The sequence below is a fragment of the Pseudonocardia xishanensis genome, assembly GCF_039541715.1.
In the GTDB taxonomy this organism is placed as follows: domain Bacteria; phylum Actinomycetota; class Actinomycetes; order Mycobacteriales; family Pseudonocardiaceae; genus Pseudonocardia; species Pseudonocardia xishanensis.
This window is the reverse complement of sequence record NZ_BAABGT010000008.1, coordinates 19,070-33,315: the sequence shown is the minus strand read 5'-3', so window position 1 is coordinate 33,315 and position 14,246 is coordinate 19,070. Positions and strand designations below refer to the sequence as shown.

The 14,246-nt window shown below is 74.6% G+C and carries 14 protein-coding genes; 6 read left to right on the top strand and 8 right to left on the bottom strand.

Going from position 1 to position 14,246, the window contains the following annotated elements; genetic code table 11:
* Window positions 1-3 precede the first annotated feature (3 nt).
* Complete coding sequence (locus ABD993_RS02405; RefSeq protein WP_344418336.1) at window positions 4-678, top strand: Crp/Fnr family transcriptional regulator; 675 nt, start codon at window positions 4-6, stop codon at window positions 676-678.
* 58 nt (window positions 679-736) lie between these two features.
* Window positions 737-1,963, top strand: a complete 1,227-nt coding sequence (locus tag ABD993_RS02400; protein WP_345412192.1) for an MFS transporter — start codon at window positions 737-739, stop codon at window positions 1,961-1,963.
* On the opposite strand, the gene ABD993_RS02395 is transcribed toward ABD993_RS02400, so the two are convergent.
* Together ABD993_RS02395 and ABD993_RS02390 are read right to left on the bottom strand one after the other, a co-directional pair.
* A complete protein-coding gene (locus ABD993_RS02395; RefSeq protein WP_345412190.1) occupies window positions 1,928-2,707 on the bottom strand; it encodes an MBL fold metallo-hydrolase in 780 nt (259 codons plus the stop codon). The two genes, ABD993_RS02400 and ABD993_RS02395, sit on opposite strands and share 36 nt — an antisense overlap.
* The gene (locus ABD993_RS02390; RefSeq protein ID WP_345412188.1) at window positions 2,704-3,516 is read right to left on the bottom strand and encodes an NUDIX hydrolase; all 813 of its coding nucleotides are present in this window, start codon (window positions 3,514-3,516) and stop codon (window positions 2,704-2,706) included. The genes ABD993_RS02395 and ABD993_RS02390 overlap by 4 nt, the downstream gene beginning before the upstream one ends.
* Window positions 3,517-3,583: 67 nt before the next feature.
* On the opposite strand from ABD993_RS02390, the gene ABD993_RS02385 reads away from it, so the two are divergent.
* Window positions 3,584-4,459, top strand: coding sequence for a Gfo/Idh/MocA family protein (locus ABD993_RS02385; RefSeq protein WP_345412186.1), 876 nt, complete (start codon window positions 3,584-3,586; stop codon window positions 4,457-4,459).
* On the opposite strand, the gene ABD993_RS02380 is transcribed toward ABD993_RS02385, so the two are convergent.
* From ABD993_RS02380 to sp36, 4 genes are read right to left on the bottom strand one after another with little or no spacing between them, the layout of a single operon-like run.
* The gene (locus tag ABD993_RS02380; RefSeq protein ID WP_345412184.1) at window positions 4,456-7,530 is read right to left on the bottom strand and encodes a hypothetical protein; all 3,075 of its coding nucleotides are present in this window, start codon (window positions 7,528-7,530) and stop codon (window positions 4,456-4,458) included. The two genes, ABD993_RS02385 and ABD993_RS02380, sit on opposite strands and share 4 nt — an antisense overlap.
* 11 nt (window positions 7,531-7,541) lie before the next feature.
* Entirely contained in the window at window positions 7,542-8,210 is a 669-nt protein-coding gene (locus ABD993_RS02375) for a hypothetical protein (RefSeq protein ID WP_345412182.1), read from the bottom strand.
* Window positions 8,210-8,668 carry a RidA family protein gene (locus ABD993_RS02370; protein ID WP_345412180.1) on the bottom strand — a complete coding sequence of 153 codons (459 nt, stop codon included), beginning with the start codon at window positions 8,666-8,668 and terminating at the stop codon, window positions 8,210-8,212. The genes ABD993_RS02375 and ABD993_RS02370 overlap by 1 nt, the downstream gene beginning before the upstream one ends.
* Complete coding sequence (gene sp36 / locus ABD993_RS02365) at window positions 8,665-8,838, bottom strand: Sp36 family protein (protein WP_345412179.1); 174 nt, start codon at window positions 8,836-8,838, stop codon at window positions 8,665-8,667. The genes ABD993_RS02370 and sp36 overlap by 4 nt, the downstream gene beginning before the upstream one ends.
* 112 nt (window positions 8,839-8,950) lie before the next feature.
* Here sp36 and bagA point away from each other — a divergent pair, with 112 nt between their 5' ends.
* Both bagA and bagB read left to right on the top strand, forming a co-directional pair.
* Window positions 8,951-9,976, top strand: coding sequence for an ATPase BagA (bagA, locus tag ABD993_RS02360; protein WP_345412177.1), 1,026 nt, complete (start codon window positions 8,951-8,953; stop codon window positions 9,974-9,976).
* On the top strand, window positions 9,946-11,091 hold the full coding sequence (gene bagB / locus ABD993_RS02355) for an ATPase BagB (RefSeq protein ID WP_345412218.1): 1,146 nt from the start codon (window positions 9,946-9,948) through the stop codon (window positions 11,089-11,091). The genes bagA and bagB overlap by 31 nt, the downstream gene beginning before the upstream one ends.
* 12 nt (window positions 11,092-11,103) lie before the next feature.
* Here the strand turns inward: bagB and ABD993_RS02350 are convergent, their stop codons facing one another.
* Together ABD993_RS02350 and ABD993_RS02345 are read right to left on the bottom strand one after the other, a co-directional pair.
* Entirely contained in the window at window positions 11,104-11,274 is a 171-nt protein-coding gene (locus ABD993_RS02350; protein WP_345412175.1) for a hypothetical protein, read from the bottom strand.
* A gap of 138 nt (window positions 11,275-11,412) precedes the next feature.
* On the bottom strand, window positions 11,413-11,718 hold the full coding sequence (locus ABD993_RS02345; RefSeq protein ID WP_345412173.1) for a WhiB family transcriptional regulator: 306 nt from the start codon (window positions 11,716-11,718) through the stop codon (window positions 11,413-11,415).
* Window positions 11,719-11,853: 135 nt separating this feature from the next.
* Here ABD993_RS02345 and ABD993_RS02340 point away from each other — a divergent pair, with 135 nt between their 5' ends.
* Window positions 11,854-14,235 carry a transglycosylase domain-containing protein gene (locus ABD993_RS02340; protein ID WP_345412172.1) on the top strand — a complete coding sequence of 794 codons (2,382 nt, stop codon included), beginning with the start codon at window positions 11,854-11,856 and terminating at the stop codon, window positions 14,233-14,235.
* Window positions 14,236-14,246 lie beyond the last annotated feature (11 nt).

Sequence of the window (14,246 nt, the reverse complement as noted above, 5' to 3'; positions counted from 1 at the left end):
GTTGTGGACGATGTTCTGATTCGGGCTGGGATCTTCCAGGGTGTGGAGCCGCACGCCGCCGAGGTGCTTGCCCAGGCCCTGGAGCCCGTCGACTTCCCGCGTGGGCACGTCATCTTCAGCGAGGGGGAGCCGGGCGACCGGCTCTACATCATCGCGAGCGGCAAGGTGAAGATCGGCCGGAAGTCCCCCGACGGCCGGGAGAACCTGCTGATGGTGGCCGGTCCCTCCGACATGTTCGGTGAGCTGTCCATCTTCGACCCGGGCCCGCGCACGTCGTCGGCCACCACCGTCACCGAGGTGCGGGCGTTCAGCATGGACCGCGCCGCGCTGCGCGAGTGGATCGGCAAGCGCCCCGAGATCGCGGAGCAGCTGCTGCGGGTGCTGGCGCGCAGGCTGCGCCGGACCAACAACATGCTCGCGGACCTGATCTTCACCGACGTCCCCGGCCGGGTCGCCAAGTCGCTGCTGCAGCTCGCGCGCCAGTTCGGCTCCCAGGAGTCCGGGCTGCTGCGGGTCACCCACGACCTCACCCAGGAGGAGATCGCCCAGCTCGTGGGTGCCTCCCGGGAGACCGTGAACAAGGCGCTGGCGGACTTCGCCCACCGTGGCTGGCTGCGGCTGGAGGGCAAGAGCGTGCTGATCCTGGAGCCCGAGCGGCTCGCCCGCCGCGCACGGTAAGCCGGGTCTCCCCGAATAAACTGGTACGGGCGTACCAGACTGTGCGATCCTGGTCGGCGTGTCCGTTTCGCTCGCCGACTACCGCTCCGCACTGACCGTGCCCGGCGCCACGCTGCCCGTGGTCTTCTCCGGCATCGGCCGCCTGCCGATCGCCATGTACAGCTTCGCCACGCTGCTCTACGTGCAGCGTGTCGAGGGCTCGTTCGCCACGGCGGGTCTGGTGTCGGCGGGATCGTTGGTCGGGGCCGCGATCGGGTCGGTGGCGCAGGGCAGGCTGATGGACCGGCGCGGTCCGTCGGGCGTCCTGCTCGTCGTGTCCACGCTGTTCACCGTGGCTGCGGCGGCCCTGGTCGCGGGGATCGAGAGCGGCGCGCCGTTGCCGCTGATCGTCGGGCTGGCGTTCTTCAGCGGGCTCGTCATGCCCGCGATGCCCGCCGCCACCCGGGCGCTCTGGGAACGCCTCGTGCCCTCCGGGCGGTTGCGTGAGGCCGCGCTGAGCTACGAGGCGATCAGCCTCGAGGTGTTCTTCATCCTCGGCCCCGGGCTGGCCGCGCTGCTGGCCTCCGGTCCGTGGCCGGGGACGGGCACCGCGGTGGCCGTGCTGGCGACGGTCGTCGGTGCCGTCGGGTTCGCCCTGACGGCGGCCGTGCGGGCCACCCCGCCCATGCGGCCCGCCGGGCGTCCCACCCTGCTCGGCGCGATCGGCACGCCCGGGATCCGCACCGCCGCCCTCACCGGTCTCGGGTTCGGCCTGGTCGTCGGGGCGGTCGAGCTCGGCGTGCCCGCGGTGGCCACCCAGCACGGTGAGCCGTGGCTCGGCGGGGCGCTGCTGTCCGCGTGGTCGGTCACGTCCGTGCTGGTCGGCGTGCTGTACGGGATGCGGCCCTGGCCCCGAGCCCTGCACCTGCGGATGCCGGTGCTGGTCACCGGGTTCGGGGTGCTGGTCCTGCTCATGTGGGCCACGGCGTCGTCGTTGCCGCTGCTGATCGTCGCGATGCTGCTGGCGGGCGGGCTGATCACGCCGCAGACGACCGGGCAGTCCCTGGTCGTGGACGCCGTCGCGGAGCCGGGGACCGCCACCGAGGCCTTCGGCTGGGTGGTCACCGCGATCACGGTCGGCGCCGCGGTGGGGCAGTCCCTCGCCGGCACGGTCGTGGAGGCGTGGGGTGCCTCGGGCGCCTTCGCCGTCGGCGGGTTCGCCGGGGTGCTGGTCGGGATCGTGCTGTGGCTGCGCCGCCGCACGATCGAGTCACCCCCGGATGTAGTCCAGCTGAGCCTTCACTGACAGCTCGGCGGCGTCCCAGAGCGTCTGGTCGACGTCCGCGTACACCGTCTCGACGACCTGGCGCGGGGTCGCGCCCTCGGGCAGGGTCCGCAGCGCCTCGCGGACCTGCTCGAGCCGCTGGTGGCGGTGGGTGCGGTAGTGCCGGGCGATCTCCGCGGCGTCCGGCAGCTCGGGACCGTGGCCGGTGAGGCACAGCGTGGCGGGGGGCAGGTCGGCGTACCAGTCCAGGCTGGACAGGTAGGGCGCCAGCGCGCCGTCCGGATGGGCGATCACTGTGGTGCCGTGGCCGAGGATCATGTCCCCCGCGAGCAGCGGCGGCGGCCCGTCCGCGCCGTGGACCAGGAAGGACGTCGAGTCCGTGGTGTGCCCCGGCGTCTCGACGACGTGGAACTCCAGTCCGGCGGCCGCGACCACCTCGCCGCCCCGCAGGGTCTCCGACCCCACGGTCGGGTCCAGCGCATGGACCGGGGCCCCGGTCAGCGCGGCGAGCGTCCGGGCGGACCCGGCGTGGTCGCGGTGCCGGTGGGTGATCAGGATGCGCGCGACCGGTCCGTGCGCGGTGATCCGCTCGAGGTGCGCGTCGTCCGCCTCCTCGCCCGGGTCGACGATCACGCACTCGCGCTCGCCGGGCGCCCGCAGCACCCAGGTGTTGGTGCCCTGCAGGGTCATCGGGCCCGGGTTCTCCTGCAGCAGCACCGAGACGACGGGATGGACCTCGCGCAGGACGCCGTACGCAGGCGTCACGACGCCGCCCGGGTGATCGGGTGCGTCGAGCCGTCCGGCAGTATCACGTGCGTGCGCCCGTCCTCGTCCCGGAAGCGCGGGTGGATGGCGGTGAGGTCGCGGGCGCCGCAGGAGGCCTGGACCTCGGCGGTCGTCTCGAACGTGCTGAGGTCCCGCAACGAGAGCAGCGTGGGCGGCATCAGGGTCATCTCGCCCGCGTCGAAGGCGGCGAGCGCGGTCGACGGGTGCCACCAGTCGGCCTCGACGGCCTCGGTGGTGTGGGCGTCCGCAGCCTGGCCCGCGGGCAGCGCGGCGACGAAGAACATCGTGTCGTAGCGGCGCGGCTCGTGCGGCGGGGTGACCCAGTGCGCCCAGGGCGCGAGCAGGTCGGAGCGCAGCACGTACCCGGATTCGACCAGGATCTCGGTGAGCGAGACCGAGTGGTCCGTGAGCTGCTTGCGCCACAGCGGGGCCTGCGCCGTGAGCGAGCCGGGCTGGCCCCCGGGCGGCCCGGCGAGCAGCACGCCGGACTCCTCGAACACCTCCCGGACGGCCGCGGACACCGCCTGACCGGCCACCTCCGGCGTCACGCCGAACCGCTGCGCCCACTCCGCGGGGTCCGGGCCCGCCCACCGCTCGGTGTCCGGGACGTCCGACGGATCGACGCTACCCCCGGGGAACACGGTCATCCCGCCCGCGAAGGCCATCTGCCTGACCCGGCGTTGCAGGAAGACCTGCAGGGGCGCGACGCCGGCGGGCGGGGCCGGGTCGTCCCGCAGCAACAGGACGGTGGCGGCCGATCTGATCGGCTTGTCGGCGTCGACACTCACGCTCGGACCCTACGTCGTCACCGTGGGGGTGTGAGGGTGAAGCACGCCACCGGGGCAGGATGAGCCGGTGGATGCACTGCGCGTCGGGCTGGTCGGAGCGGGACCGTGGGCGCGCACGGTGCATGCACCGGCGCTGGCCGCGCACGCCGGCGTCGACTTCGCGGGGGTGTGGACCCGGCGGCCGACGGACCTCGCCGACGCGCACGGGACCACCGCCTTCCCGACCTTCGCCGCACTGCTCGCGGAGGTGGACGCCGTCGCGCTCGCGGTGCCGCCGTCGGTGCAGGGGGTGCTGGCCGTGGAGGCGGCGGAGGCCGGGCGGCACCTGATCCTCGACAAGCCGCTGGCGGACGCGCTGCCCGCGGGGGAGCGGGTGGCCGCGGCGGTCGCCGCGGCCGCCGTCGCCTCGACGACGGTGTTCACCCTCCGCTTCCACCCGCCGGTCCGGGAGTTCCTGGCCGGGTTCTCCGGGCCCGCCGACGCCGCGACGACGGCCTCCGCGCGCTGGCTGTCCGGCGCGGCCCTGGGCGGGCCGTACGCGGCCTCGCGGTGGCGGGCGGAGCGGGGCGCGCTGCTGGACGTCGGCCCGCACCTCGTCGACCTGCTCGACGCGGCGCTGGGCGAGATCGTCGCCGTCGACTTCGCCCATCGCGGCGACCCGGACCTGTGGCGGATCGGGCTGCGGCACGTCGGCGGCGCGAGCAGCACGCTCGTGCTCTCCCGCGGCATCCCGGTGGACCCGACCGTCATGGAGGTGACGGCCTACGGCTCGGTGGGCAGCCACCGCCTCACCTCCCGCCCGGACGACCCGCGCGCGGGCTACGGCGCGATGCTCGACGAGCTCCTCGCCGACATCCGCGCCCGCCGTCTCGACGGCCCCTACTCGGCCGCCCGCAGCCTGCACGTGCAGCGGGTGCTGGCCGAGGTGGAGGCGCGGGTCTAGGAGCCGTTGCGGCGGCGGTCCGGGAGGTCCTCGCGGACCGCCAGTTCCTCGTGCAGCCTCCGGAGGAGCTCCTGCTCCCGGTTCGACAGCGAGGACACCGCCTCGGGGGAGGAGACATCCGGCTGTCCGGCGGGCCCGTCGTCCGGCGCCGGGTTCCCGGGGCGGGGCCCCATGCCGAAGGGCCCGTCCGGACGGGCGGGCGGCACCTCGCCGGGGCCGAACAGACCGCCGGGGCCGTCCTCCGCGGAGGCGCGCCGCACACGCGGGATCGTGCGGGGGACCGGGCGGGGCGAGGGGAGGCCGTCCTCCCCGGACGGGCGGGGCAGCTCGGAGGCGAAGCTCCACGGGTCCTGCCCGGGCTCGTCCGGGCGGTGCCGGGAGCGGCGTCGACCGCCGACAACGGGGCGGACCGTCGGGGCGCCGTCCACCGCCGCCCGACGGCCGGTCGGCGGGTCGTCGGCCGCGACGCTCGGGTCGGGATCCGCGTGCTCCCCGTCCGCGGCGGGGTGGGTCCGGTCCTCGGTGATCGACGGCCCCGGCTCGGACCGCCCGGGCCCGGGCATCCGGTCCTCGTGCCCGTCCGTCGCCGTCTCGTCCGGCTCGGCACGCCGTCGACGGCCCCCTTCCCGCGGGCGACCTGGGGCGAGCCCGCCGAGCAGCGCGGCCGGATCCTCCGCGGGGCCGTCGACGCGGGGTTCGTCGTCCGCGGTTCCCGGCGACCCGAGCGCCTCGGCAGGCGTGGTGTCCGCGTCGTCCTCGGGAGCGAGCAGCGTCGAGGCGCCGGGCTCGTCGACGAGCCCGGCGGTGGGCGGCACCTCCGCCTGGACCGGCGTCTCCTCGGGCTCGACCGAGATGTCGGAGGACGGGTCCCCGATCCGCGCGGCGACGCGGTCCTCGTGCGTCTCCGGCGCGGACGCCTGGGACTCGCGCTCCGTCGGGTCCGAGGCCTCGGGAACCGCAGGCGCAGAGGGCTCGTCCGCGTCGGACGGCTCGTGCTCGTCCCCGGGGCCCTGATGAGGCTCGCCGAGGTCCGCCGCAGGTTCGGTGTCCGACGCCGGGCGCCACTCCGAGAGGAGATCGCCTAGGCGGGCCGGGAAGTCGGCGGCGAAGGGGTCGTCCTCGACCGCGGCGGGGGCGTCGGGCGCCTCGCCCGGCGAGCCCGAGGCGTGCTCCGGCCGGGTGCCGACACCGCCGGCAGGCATGGCCCAGGCCCCCGAGGCCCAGTCCCGCGTCCATGCCTGGTCCGGTGCGCGGAGAGTGGTGACCGGTGTGGTGGAGTCCGTGCTCTCCGGCTCGGCGTCGGTCGGTGCGTCCACGGTGGCCGACGACGCGACGGCGTCCTCCCCGGACACGTTCGCGGTGGGGTCGTCCGACGACGGCTCGGGCTCTCCCCGCTCGATGTCCGCATCGGGGATCGCGGGGGTGACCTGCGCCATCGCGGGTGCCGTCGTCGCCACGTCGGACCGCGGGTCGGCGTGCGGGGGCGGCGGCGCGGAGGAGGAAGCCTCGGGCCCGGCCGGGAGCGCGGCGGTGTCGGCGGCCCGCTCCTCGGTGGCGTCCTCGCGCGCGGCCGGGGCGCGGTCGGTCTCGACGACGGCGATCGGGCCGGTGTCGGCACGGTCCAGCTGCGCGTCGAGCAGGGGCTGGCTGAGGGGTCCGCTGAGGGGGTCGTGCATCGAGGCCAGGACGGGTGTGTCGGCGTCCGCGGTGGCGGCCTCCCACGGACGGACCGGGGCGGGCCGGGCCGCAGGCGGCACGACGGGCGTCGGGCGGGTCACCGGCGCCGGGCGGGGACCGGATGCCTGCTCCTGGCCGGGCACGGGCGGGACGACGCTGAGCGACCGACCCGATCGGCGCCTGCCCTGCGGCGAGGTGGGTGCCTCCGCCGATCCGGGCGCGGCGTGGCCCGCGCCCGGCAGCCCGGACTCCGCGCGGGCGGGGGAGGGCATCGGACGCAGCGGACGGCCCGCGACGGGCTCGCCGTGCGCCACCGGGGTCCCGAGTGCCGGCATGACGGGCCGCGGGGACGGAGCCGGTCGCGAGGGTCCCCCCGCGGGGCCGTGCGGTGGCGCGGGTACGGGTCCCCTCGGTTCGGACCCGGGTATCCCGACCGCCTCGGACGGGCGCTCGGGACGACGGTGCTCGGGCTTACCGGACTCGGGCTCGGTGGACACGGCGGGCCCCGCCGTCGGCTCCGGGGCGGAGCTCGGGCGGGCGGATCCGGGGTCGACCACCGGCGCGGAACCCTCGGTGGCAGCGGCGTGGTGCTGCCCGGGGACCAGCCCCGAGCCCGGGCCGCGGGGCCGGTCGACCGCCGCGGTCCCGTTCTCCGACCCGGCATCGTGCGATCCGTCCACCCCGACCGTCGCCAGCCCGGCGGGCGTCGTCTGGGCGGACTCGAGCTCCTGCGCCGACTCGAACGCCTGCCCAGAAGCGTGGATCGGCCTGGGCTCGACTCCGCCCACCGGCGCGGACGGGCTCGTCTCGTCCTGCCGAATCCGCGGGACCGGGCTGGGTTTCACCCCCGCCGCGGCGAGGGCGGCCCGCTGGTAGGCGGGCAGGTCGTCAGAGGCCACGTAGGCCTCCACCGACACCGGCGACCCACCGCGCCCCAGGTGCGCCCCCAACCGGTACGACACCACCTCCGGCGCGAACGTGGACTCGCCCAGCTCCACCAGCAGCACCGGGTGCGGCACCGGCCCCGGTGCCCCGCCCGCGGGGGTGTACCGCCACGCGAGCCGCATCGACGACCCGGGCGGCAACGCCCCGGATGCCCGCTCGGACAGCGCCGCGGAGGCCTCGACGGGCCCCGCGCCGAACACGGGCGCGATCCCCTCGCCCGCGGGGGCGAGGCCCTCGGCGGACGGTGCGATCTGCCGTGCGGCGGCGAGCTCCACCACCTGCGCGCGCACCTCGGCGGGCAGCGTGGTGCGGTCGGCGATCAGCGTCGCGACCAGGAGCTCGAGGGCCTGCGGCTCCTCACCGACGGCGACGAGCTCGCGCGCGGTGGCCAGCAGGTCGTCGTCGACCCGGCCCGCGAGGGACAGCAGAAGGTGGTGGGTGTGGGCCATCTCGGCCCTCCTCAGCTCGTGGGGGACAGCACGCGCGGTCGCGTCGGAGCGGTCCATACCGGACGGGAGCCGACGATCGCGGCCTGGTGGTAGGCGGGCGGCTCGAAGCCGCGGCGGCCGGTCGACTCGGCGAGCTCGGTCCCGGTGCCCATGGTCGACTTCGCAAGCTCCGTCCCGGTGCCCATGGTCGACTTCGCAAGCTCCGTCTCCGCGGGCAGCACCTCGACGCAGGGGGTCCGGTCGCCGTGCACGCGCAGCAGCCGCTGCAGCGTGCCGGTCAGGGCCCAGGGCCGATCGGCCCCGGAGACGATGAGCACCCGCTGCGGGCCCCGCCGGGAGTCACGCAGCTCCTCGACACCCGGGTGGCCTGCGACGACCGCCATGGCGCCCATCAGTGCCGGGTCCGGCAGCTCGGGGCCGGGGGTGAAGGCCGGCACGGGGGTGTCGACGGAGAGCGGGAGCACGGCGTCGACCAGCCGGGAGTCCCCGGCCGCGGCGGCCAGCAGGGACCGCTCGCCGTCCGTGAGGCCGACCCGGTTGCGCAGCAGGGCCCGCGGCAGCAGCGCCCCGACCGGCGCCGCGGCGTCCGCCGCGACCCAGTCCCGGAGCCTCCAGAGGACGTCGTCCGGCAGCCGCCCGGCCAGCCGGACGAGCAGCTCGTGTGCCGCCGCGACGTCCACTACGCGACCTCGACGATCAGCTCGACCTCCACCGGGGCGTCGATCGGCAGCTCCGCGACGCCCACCGCGGACCGGGCGTGCGCGCCGGACTCCCCGAACACCTCGGCCAGCAGGTCCGACGCGCCGTTCACCACACCGGGCTGACCGCCGAACCCGGGCGCGGACGCCACGAACCCGACGACCTTCACGACACCCTTGACGTTGTCGATCCCGACCAGCGCGTCGATCGCGGCGAGGGCGTTCAGCACGCAGATGCGCGCGAGGTCCTCGGCCTCCTCGGGCGTGACCTCGGCGCCGACCTTCCCGGTCCGCGGGAGCTTCCCGTCGACGAACGGCACCTGACCCGCCGTGAAGACCAGCGACCCGGAGACCTTGGCCGGGATGTACGACCCGGCGGGCGCGGCGACGGCGGGCAGGGTCAGCCCCAGCTCCGCGAGCCGCTGCGAGGGGGTCGTCACGACTGCACCGGCCGCTTGAAGAACGCGATCAGGTTCTCCGGTGTGGCGCCGGGCACGACCGAGACCAGCTCCCAGCCGTCACGGCCGAAGTTGTCCAGGATCGCCTTGGTGTTGTGGATCAGGAGGGGGGCGTTCAGGTATTCCCACCTGGTCGGGACCGGGGAGCTCATGCGTCGGACTGTAGCCAAGGGGTGACCCGTGAACGTGGGCCGGTGGGCGGAGCGTGCGACGAGTGGCGGGCTGCACGCGGTCGGCCGGACGGACTCTCCGTACGCTGGTGGGGTGACGTCCTCTGCTGATCCGTGGGCGGCGCGTCTGCACGTGGTCTCCGGCAAGGGCGGCACCGGCAAGACGACCGTCGCCGCCGCGCTGGCCCTCGCCCTCGCGGCGGGCGGTCGGCGCACCCTGCTCGTCGAGGTGGAGGGCAGGCAGGGCATCGCCCAGGTGTTCGACACCGCGCCGCTGCCCTACGAGGAGCGCCGGATCGCCGTCGCACCCGGCGGCGGCGAGGTCCGGGCCCTGGCCGTGGACGCCGAGGCCGCGCTGCTCGAGTACTTCGAGATGTTCTACAAGCTCGGCATGGCCGGGCGGACCCTGAAGCGGATGGGCGCGGTCGAGTTCGCCACCACCCTCGCCCCCGGTCTGCGGGACGTGCTGCTCACCGGCAAGGTCAAGGAGTGCGTGACGCGCACCGAGAACGGCCGCCCGGTGTACGACGCCGTCGTGCTGGACGCCCCGCCCACCGGCAGGCTGGTCACGTTCCTGGACGTCACCAAGGCCATGGCCGAGCTCGCCCGCACCGGGCCGATCCACAGCCAGGCGGAGGGGGTCGTGGCGTTGCTGCACTCGCCGCGCACGGCTGTGCACCTGGTCACGCTGTTGGAGGACCTCCCGGTCACCGAGACGCTGGACGCGATCCGGGAGCTCGAGGCGGCGAACCTGCCCGTCGGGTCCGTGATCGTGAACCGGGTGCGCGAGCAGTGGCTGCCGGACCGCTCCGTGGCCTCCGCCGCGCACGGCCGGGTGGACGCGGGCCGGATCCGGACCGGGCTCGCCGCCGCGGGTCTCGACCTCCCGCCGCTGGTGCTGGACGGGCTGGTGGCCGAGACCGTCGAGCACGCCGTGCGGGTGGCCGCCGAGGCCGCCGCGAGCGAGCGGCTGTCCGCCGAGACGGACGTGCCGCGTCTGGAGCTGACCCAGCTGCTCGCGGGCGTGGACCTCGGTGGGCTCTACGAGCTCGCCGCGGAGCTGACCGAGCAGGGGGTGCGACCATCGACATCGACATCGACTTCGACATCGACGCGCTGATCGACGACCCGGCGACCCGGATCCTGGTCTGCTGCGGTTCCGGCGGGGTCGGCAAGACCACCACCGCGGCCGCGGTGGCCCTCCGGGCGGCCGAGCGCGGTCGTCGAGTCGTCGTGCTGACCATCGACCCGGCCCGCAGGCTGGCCCAGGCACTGGGGCTGGACGAGCTGTCCAACGAGCCGAGCGCGGTCCCCCTGGAGGGGGGCGAGCTCGACGCGATGATGCTGGACATGCGCCGCACGTTCGACGACATGGTCTACGCGCACTCGACCCCGGACCGGGCCGAGAAGATCATCGCCAACCCCTTCTACCAGACCGTCTCCAGCTCGTTCTCCGGCACGCAGGAGTACATGGCGATGGAGAAGCTGGGGCAGCTGCACGCCCGCGGCGAGTGGGACCTGATCGTGGTCGACACCCCGCCGTCGCGGTCGGCGCTGGACTTCCTCGACGCACCGCAGCGCATGTCCACCTTCCTCGACGGCCGGATGATCCGGCTGCTCAGCTCGCCTGCGCGGGCGGGCGGCAAGGGTCTGCGGAAGATCGTCGGGGCGGGTTTCGGGCTGTTCGCCAAGGCGGTCTCGACGATCGTCGGCGGCCAGCTGCTCACCGACGCGTCGGCCTTCGTCTCGGCGTTCGACACCATGTTCGGCGGGTTCCGCGAGCGGGCGACCCGGACCTACGAGCTGCTGCGGTCGGGGGGCACGGCGTTCCTCGTCGTCGCGACGCCGGAGCCGGACGCCCTGCGCGAGGCCGCCTACTTCGTCGACCGGCTGGCGGGCGAGGGGATGCCGTTGGCCGGGCTGGTGCTCAACCGCACCCATCCGGTGCTCGCGCCGCTGTCCGCGGCGAAGGCACGCACGGCGGCGGAGAACGCGGGGTCCTCGCGGCTGGCGAGCGCGGTGCTGCGGCTGCACGCCGACCGGGTGGACCTGGCCGAGCGCGAGGAGCGGCTGCTGGCCCGCTTCACCGGTGCCCATCCGTCCGTGCCGGTGGTGCGGGTCCCCGCGGTGGCAGGGGACATCTCCGACCTGGACGGGCTGCGTGCGGTGGGCGAGCGGCTGGCGGACCAGGCCCCGCCCGTGCCGCCGGTCGGGACCGTGCGCTCCCTGCGCTGATCACGGCCCTGATCACGCCGCCTCCTTCCTCCTGGCGGGGACTCGGACCAGATCGGCGTCCTGTGTCTCGGTCACGTCGATGCCGCAGCACGGGCACTGGCGGCCGAGCGCGCCGAACGTCTCACTGAAGTCGGGGACGATGACGATGGCGGTGCAACCGGGGCAGCAGATCGGGGTGAACATCTCGGGCCTCCTGTGTGGTGTGGGTCACTGATGAGGAGACCGGGGGCCCGGCCCTGATTCATCGGTGCTCCGCAAGAGTCCCGCGGCGTGACCGGCGGCACATGGGCAACGGGTACTCGTCCTACAGGGCCGATCTACCTATCCCGCCGCGGCTTCCTCCTCATAGAAGGCCTGCCGTGCGGCACCCAGCAGGTCCGCCCAGTTCTCGACGTCCGGCCGGGAGCGCAGCAGCGCCCGGCGCTCCCGCTCGGTCATCCCGCCCCAGATCCCGAACTCCACGCGCTGGTCCAGGGCGTGGGCGAGGCACTCGGTCCGTACCGGGCAGGCCCGGCAGAAGCCCCTGGCCTCGCGCTGCTCCGCGCCCCGGACGAACAGCCCCTCGGCGTCCGTGGTCCGGCAGCGGGCCGCGGCCCGCCAGTTCCAGCTGGTCAGCGGTGTGGTCACGCTTCGTCTCCTCCACCCCGCGCGGACCCGGGCGGTCCGCGTTCGGCAACTGAGACGGATTCTGGGAGCGGGCGGTTCCGCCCGACACCCGGCGAAACTACTCAAGCTTCACCAACGGGTCGGTACCCTCCCACCGTGGCTCCTCCCCGTCATCTGGCGCGCCCGATCGGTCTGCTGCTGGGCCTGTGCCTGCTCGCCGGCGTCGTCGCGGCGGGGATGGCGTTCCCGTTCGCGGCGGGGATCGGGCTGGTCAGCAACGACGCCGGGGACAGCGTCAACTCGGCGTCGTCCAGCCTGGTGGAGGGCGGCCTGCCGCTGACCACCACGCTCACGGACAACCAGGGCCTGCCCATCGCGTGGATCTTCGACCAGAACCGGCAGCAGGTCGGTGCGGAGCAGATCTCCCCGGCCATGAAGGCCGCGATGGTCGCCATCGAGGACCGCCGCTTCTACGAGCACCAGGGCGTGGACTGGCAGGGCACGATCCGCGCGGTGATCGCCAACTCGGCGTCCGGGGACGTCGTGCAGGGCGCGTCCACGCTGACCCAGCAGTACGTCAAGAACTACACGCTCTACGTCGAGGCGCAGACCGAGGCGGAGCGACTCAAGGCCACCGAGCAGACCCCCGCCCGCAAGCTGCGCGAGGCGCGGGTCGCGCTGCAGCTCGAGCGGCAGCTGCCGAAGGACGAGATCCTCGCCCGCTACCTCAACATCGTGTTCTGGGGCAACGGCGCGTACGGGATCGAGAGCGCCGCGCGCACGTACTTCGGCGTGCAGGCGAAGGACCTCACCGTCGCGCAGGCCGCGCTGCTCGCGGGCATGGTCCGCAACATCTCGGCCACCGACCCGGTCAACAACCCGCAGGCCGCGCTGGACCGGCGCAACGTCGTGATCGCCCAGATGGAGGACCAGGGCATGATCGACGAGGCCCAGGCCCGGTCCGCGACCGCCCAGCCGCTCGGCCTGGCCACCCCGCTGAACACCCAGCCCAACGGCTGCATCGGCGCCGGGGACGCGGGCTTCTTCTGCAAGTACGTCAGCACCTACCTGGCCGAGCACGGGTTCTCTCCCGAACAGGTCGCCCGTGGCGGCTACACCATCAAGACCACGCTGGACCGCCAGAAGCTCGCCCAGGTCAAGGCCTCGCTGGACGGCGAGGTCCCGCCCAGCCAGCCCGCCGTCGCCAACGTGATGTCGCTCGTCGAGCCCGGTCAGGACAAGCACCGGGTGCTGGCGATGGCCTCCAGCCGCACCTTCGGGCTGGACGCCGAGGCGCTGGAGACCAGCTACGGCCTGCCGTACGAGCCGGTCAACCTGGGTGCGGGCTCGGTCTACAAGATCTTCACCGCGGCCACGGCGATGGAGAAGGGGCTCGGCATCAACTACCAGATGTCGGTCCCGCCCAGCGGCTACGCGTCGCCGATCTACGTCGACGGCGGCGGGCGCCCGATCCCGGTGCAGAACGCCGGCAACTACCCGGAGCGGATGAGCCTGCAGGACGCGCTCGCCACCTCGCCGAACACCGCGTTCGTCAAGCTGGAGGAGTTCACCGGCGTTCCGGACGTCGTCGACATGGCCGTCCGGCTCGGGATGAAGTCGCTGGCCACGACGCCCTTCGTCGACCCGAACACCGGGCGGCGCACGGACCGGTCCATCGCCGAGGTGACCAAGGCGCAGCGGCAGGCGTCGTTCACCCTCGGGGTCACCCCGACGTCGGTGCTCGAGCTGGCCAACGTCGGCGCCACCATCGCGAGCGCGGGCAAGTGGTGCCCGCCGAGCCCGATCGAGTCGATCACGGACGCCGCGGGCCTGCCGGTCGCGATCACCGACGCCCCGTGCGAGCAGGTCGTCGAGCCCGGGCTGGCCAACACCCTGTTCACCGGCCTGTCCAAGGACGACATCTCCGGCACGGCCGCGGGTGCCGCCCGGCAGGTGGGCTGGAACCGGCCGATGGGGGGCAAGACCGGGACCACGCAGCAGCACAAGTCGGCGGCGTTCGTCGGGTTCCTGCCGAACCTGTCGGGCTCGGTGATCACCTTCGACAACTCCAACTCGCCCAAGCCGCTGTGCGACGGCGCGGGTGCCCCCTTCGCCTGCCGTAGCGGCAACATCTTCGGCGGCAAGACGCCGGCCGAGACGTGGTTCGGCGCGGTCAAGCCGATGGTCGAGGGCACGCCCGTCCTGCCGCTCCCGCCGACCGAGGACCGGTACCTGACCGGGGGTGCCGAGACCCGCGTGCCGGACGTCGTCGGGCGCGGGGTGAACGACGCGCGCGCCATCCTGCAACGGGCGAACTGGCAGGTCAGCACCACCACGGTGGACAACCTGGCCGCCGCGGGGACCGTCGTGGGGCAGAGCCCGCGAGGCACCGCGCTGCCCGGCGAGCAGATCGTGCTGCAGGTCAGCAGCGGCACCGTGCCCGCTCCGCCCGCCCCGCCGGGTGAGGGTGGCGAGGGCGCCCCGCCCGCCGAGGGAGCCCCGCCCGCCGAGGGTGGGGACGGCGGAGACGGCGGCTGACGCGCCGCGTC

Bases quoted from the DNA above. Each gene is read 5' to 3' on its own strand.
- ABD993_RS02380 (WP_345412184.1), bottom strand. From the start codon at position 7,530: ATGGCCCACACCCACCACCTTCTGCTGTCCCTCGCGGGCCGGGTCGAC.
- ABD993_RS02350 (WP_345412175.1), bottom strand. From the start codon at position 11,274: ATGTTCACCCCGATCTGCTGCCCCGGTTGCACCGCCATCGTCATCGTC.
- sp36 (WP_345412179.1), bottom strand. From the start codon at position 8,838: ATGAGCTCCCCGGTCCCGACCAGGTGGGAATACCTGAACGCCCCCCTC.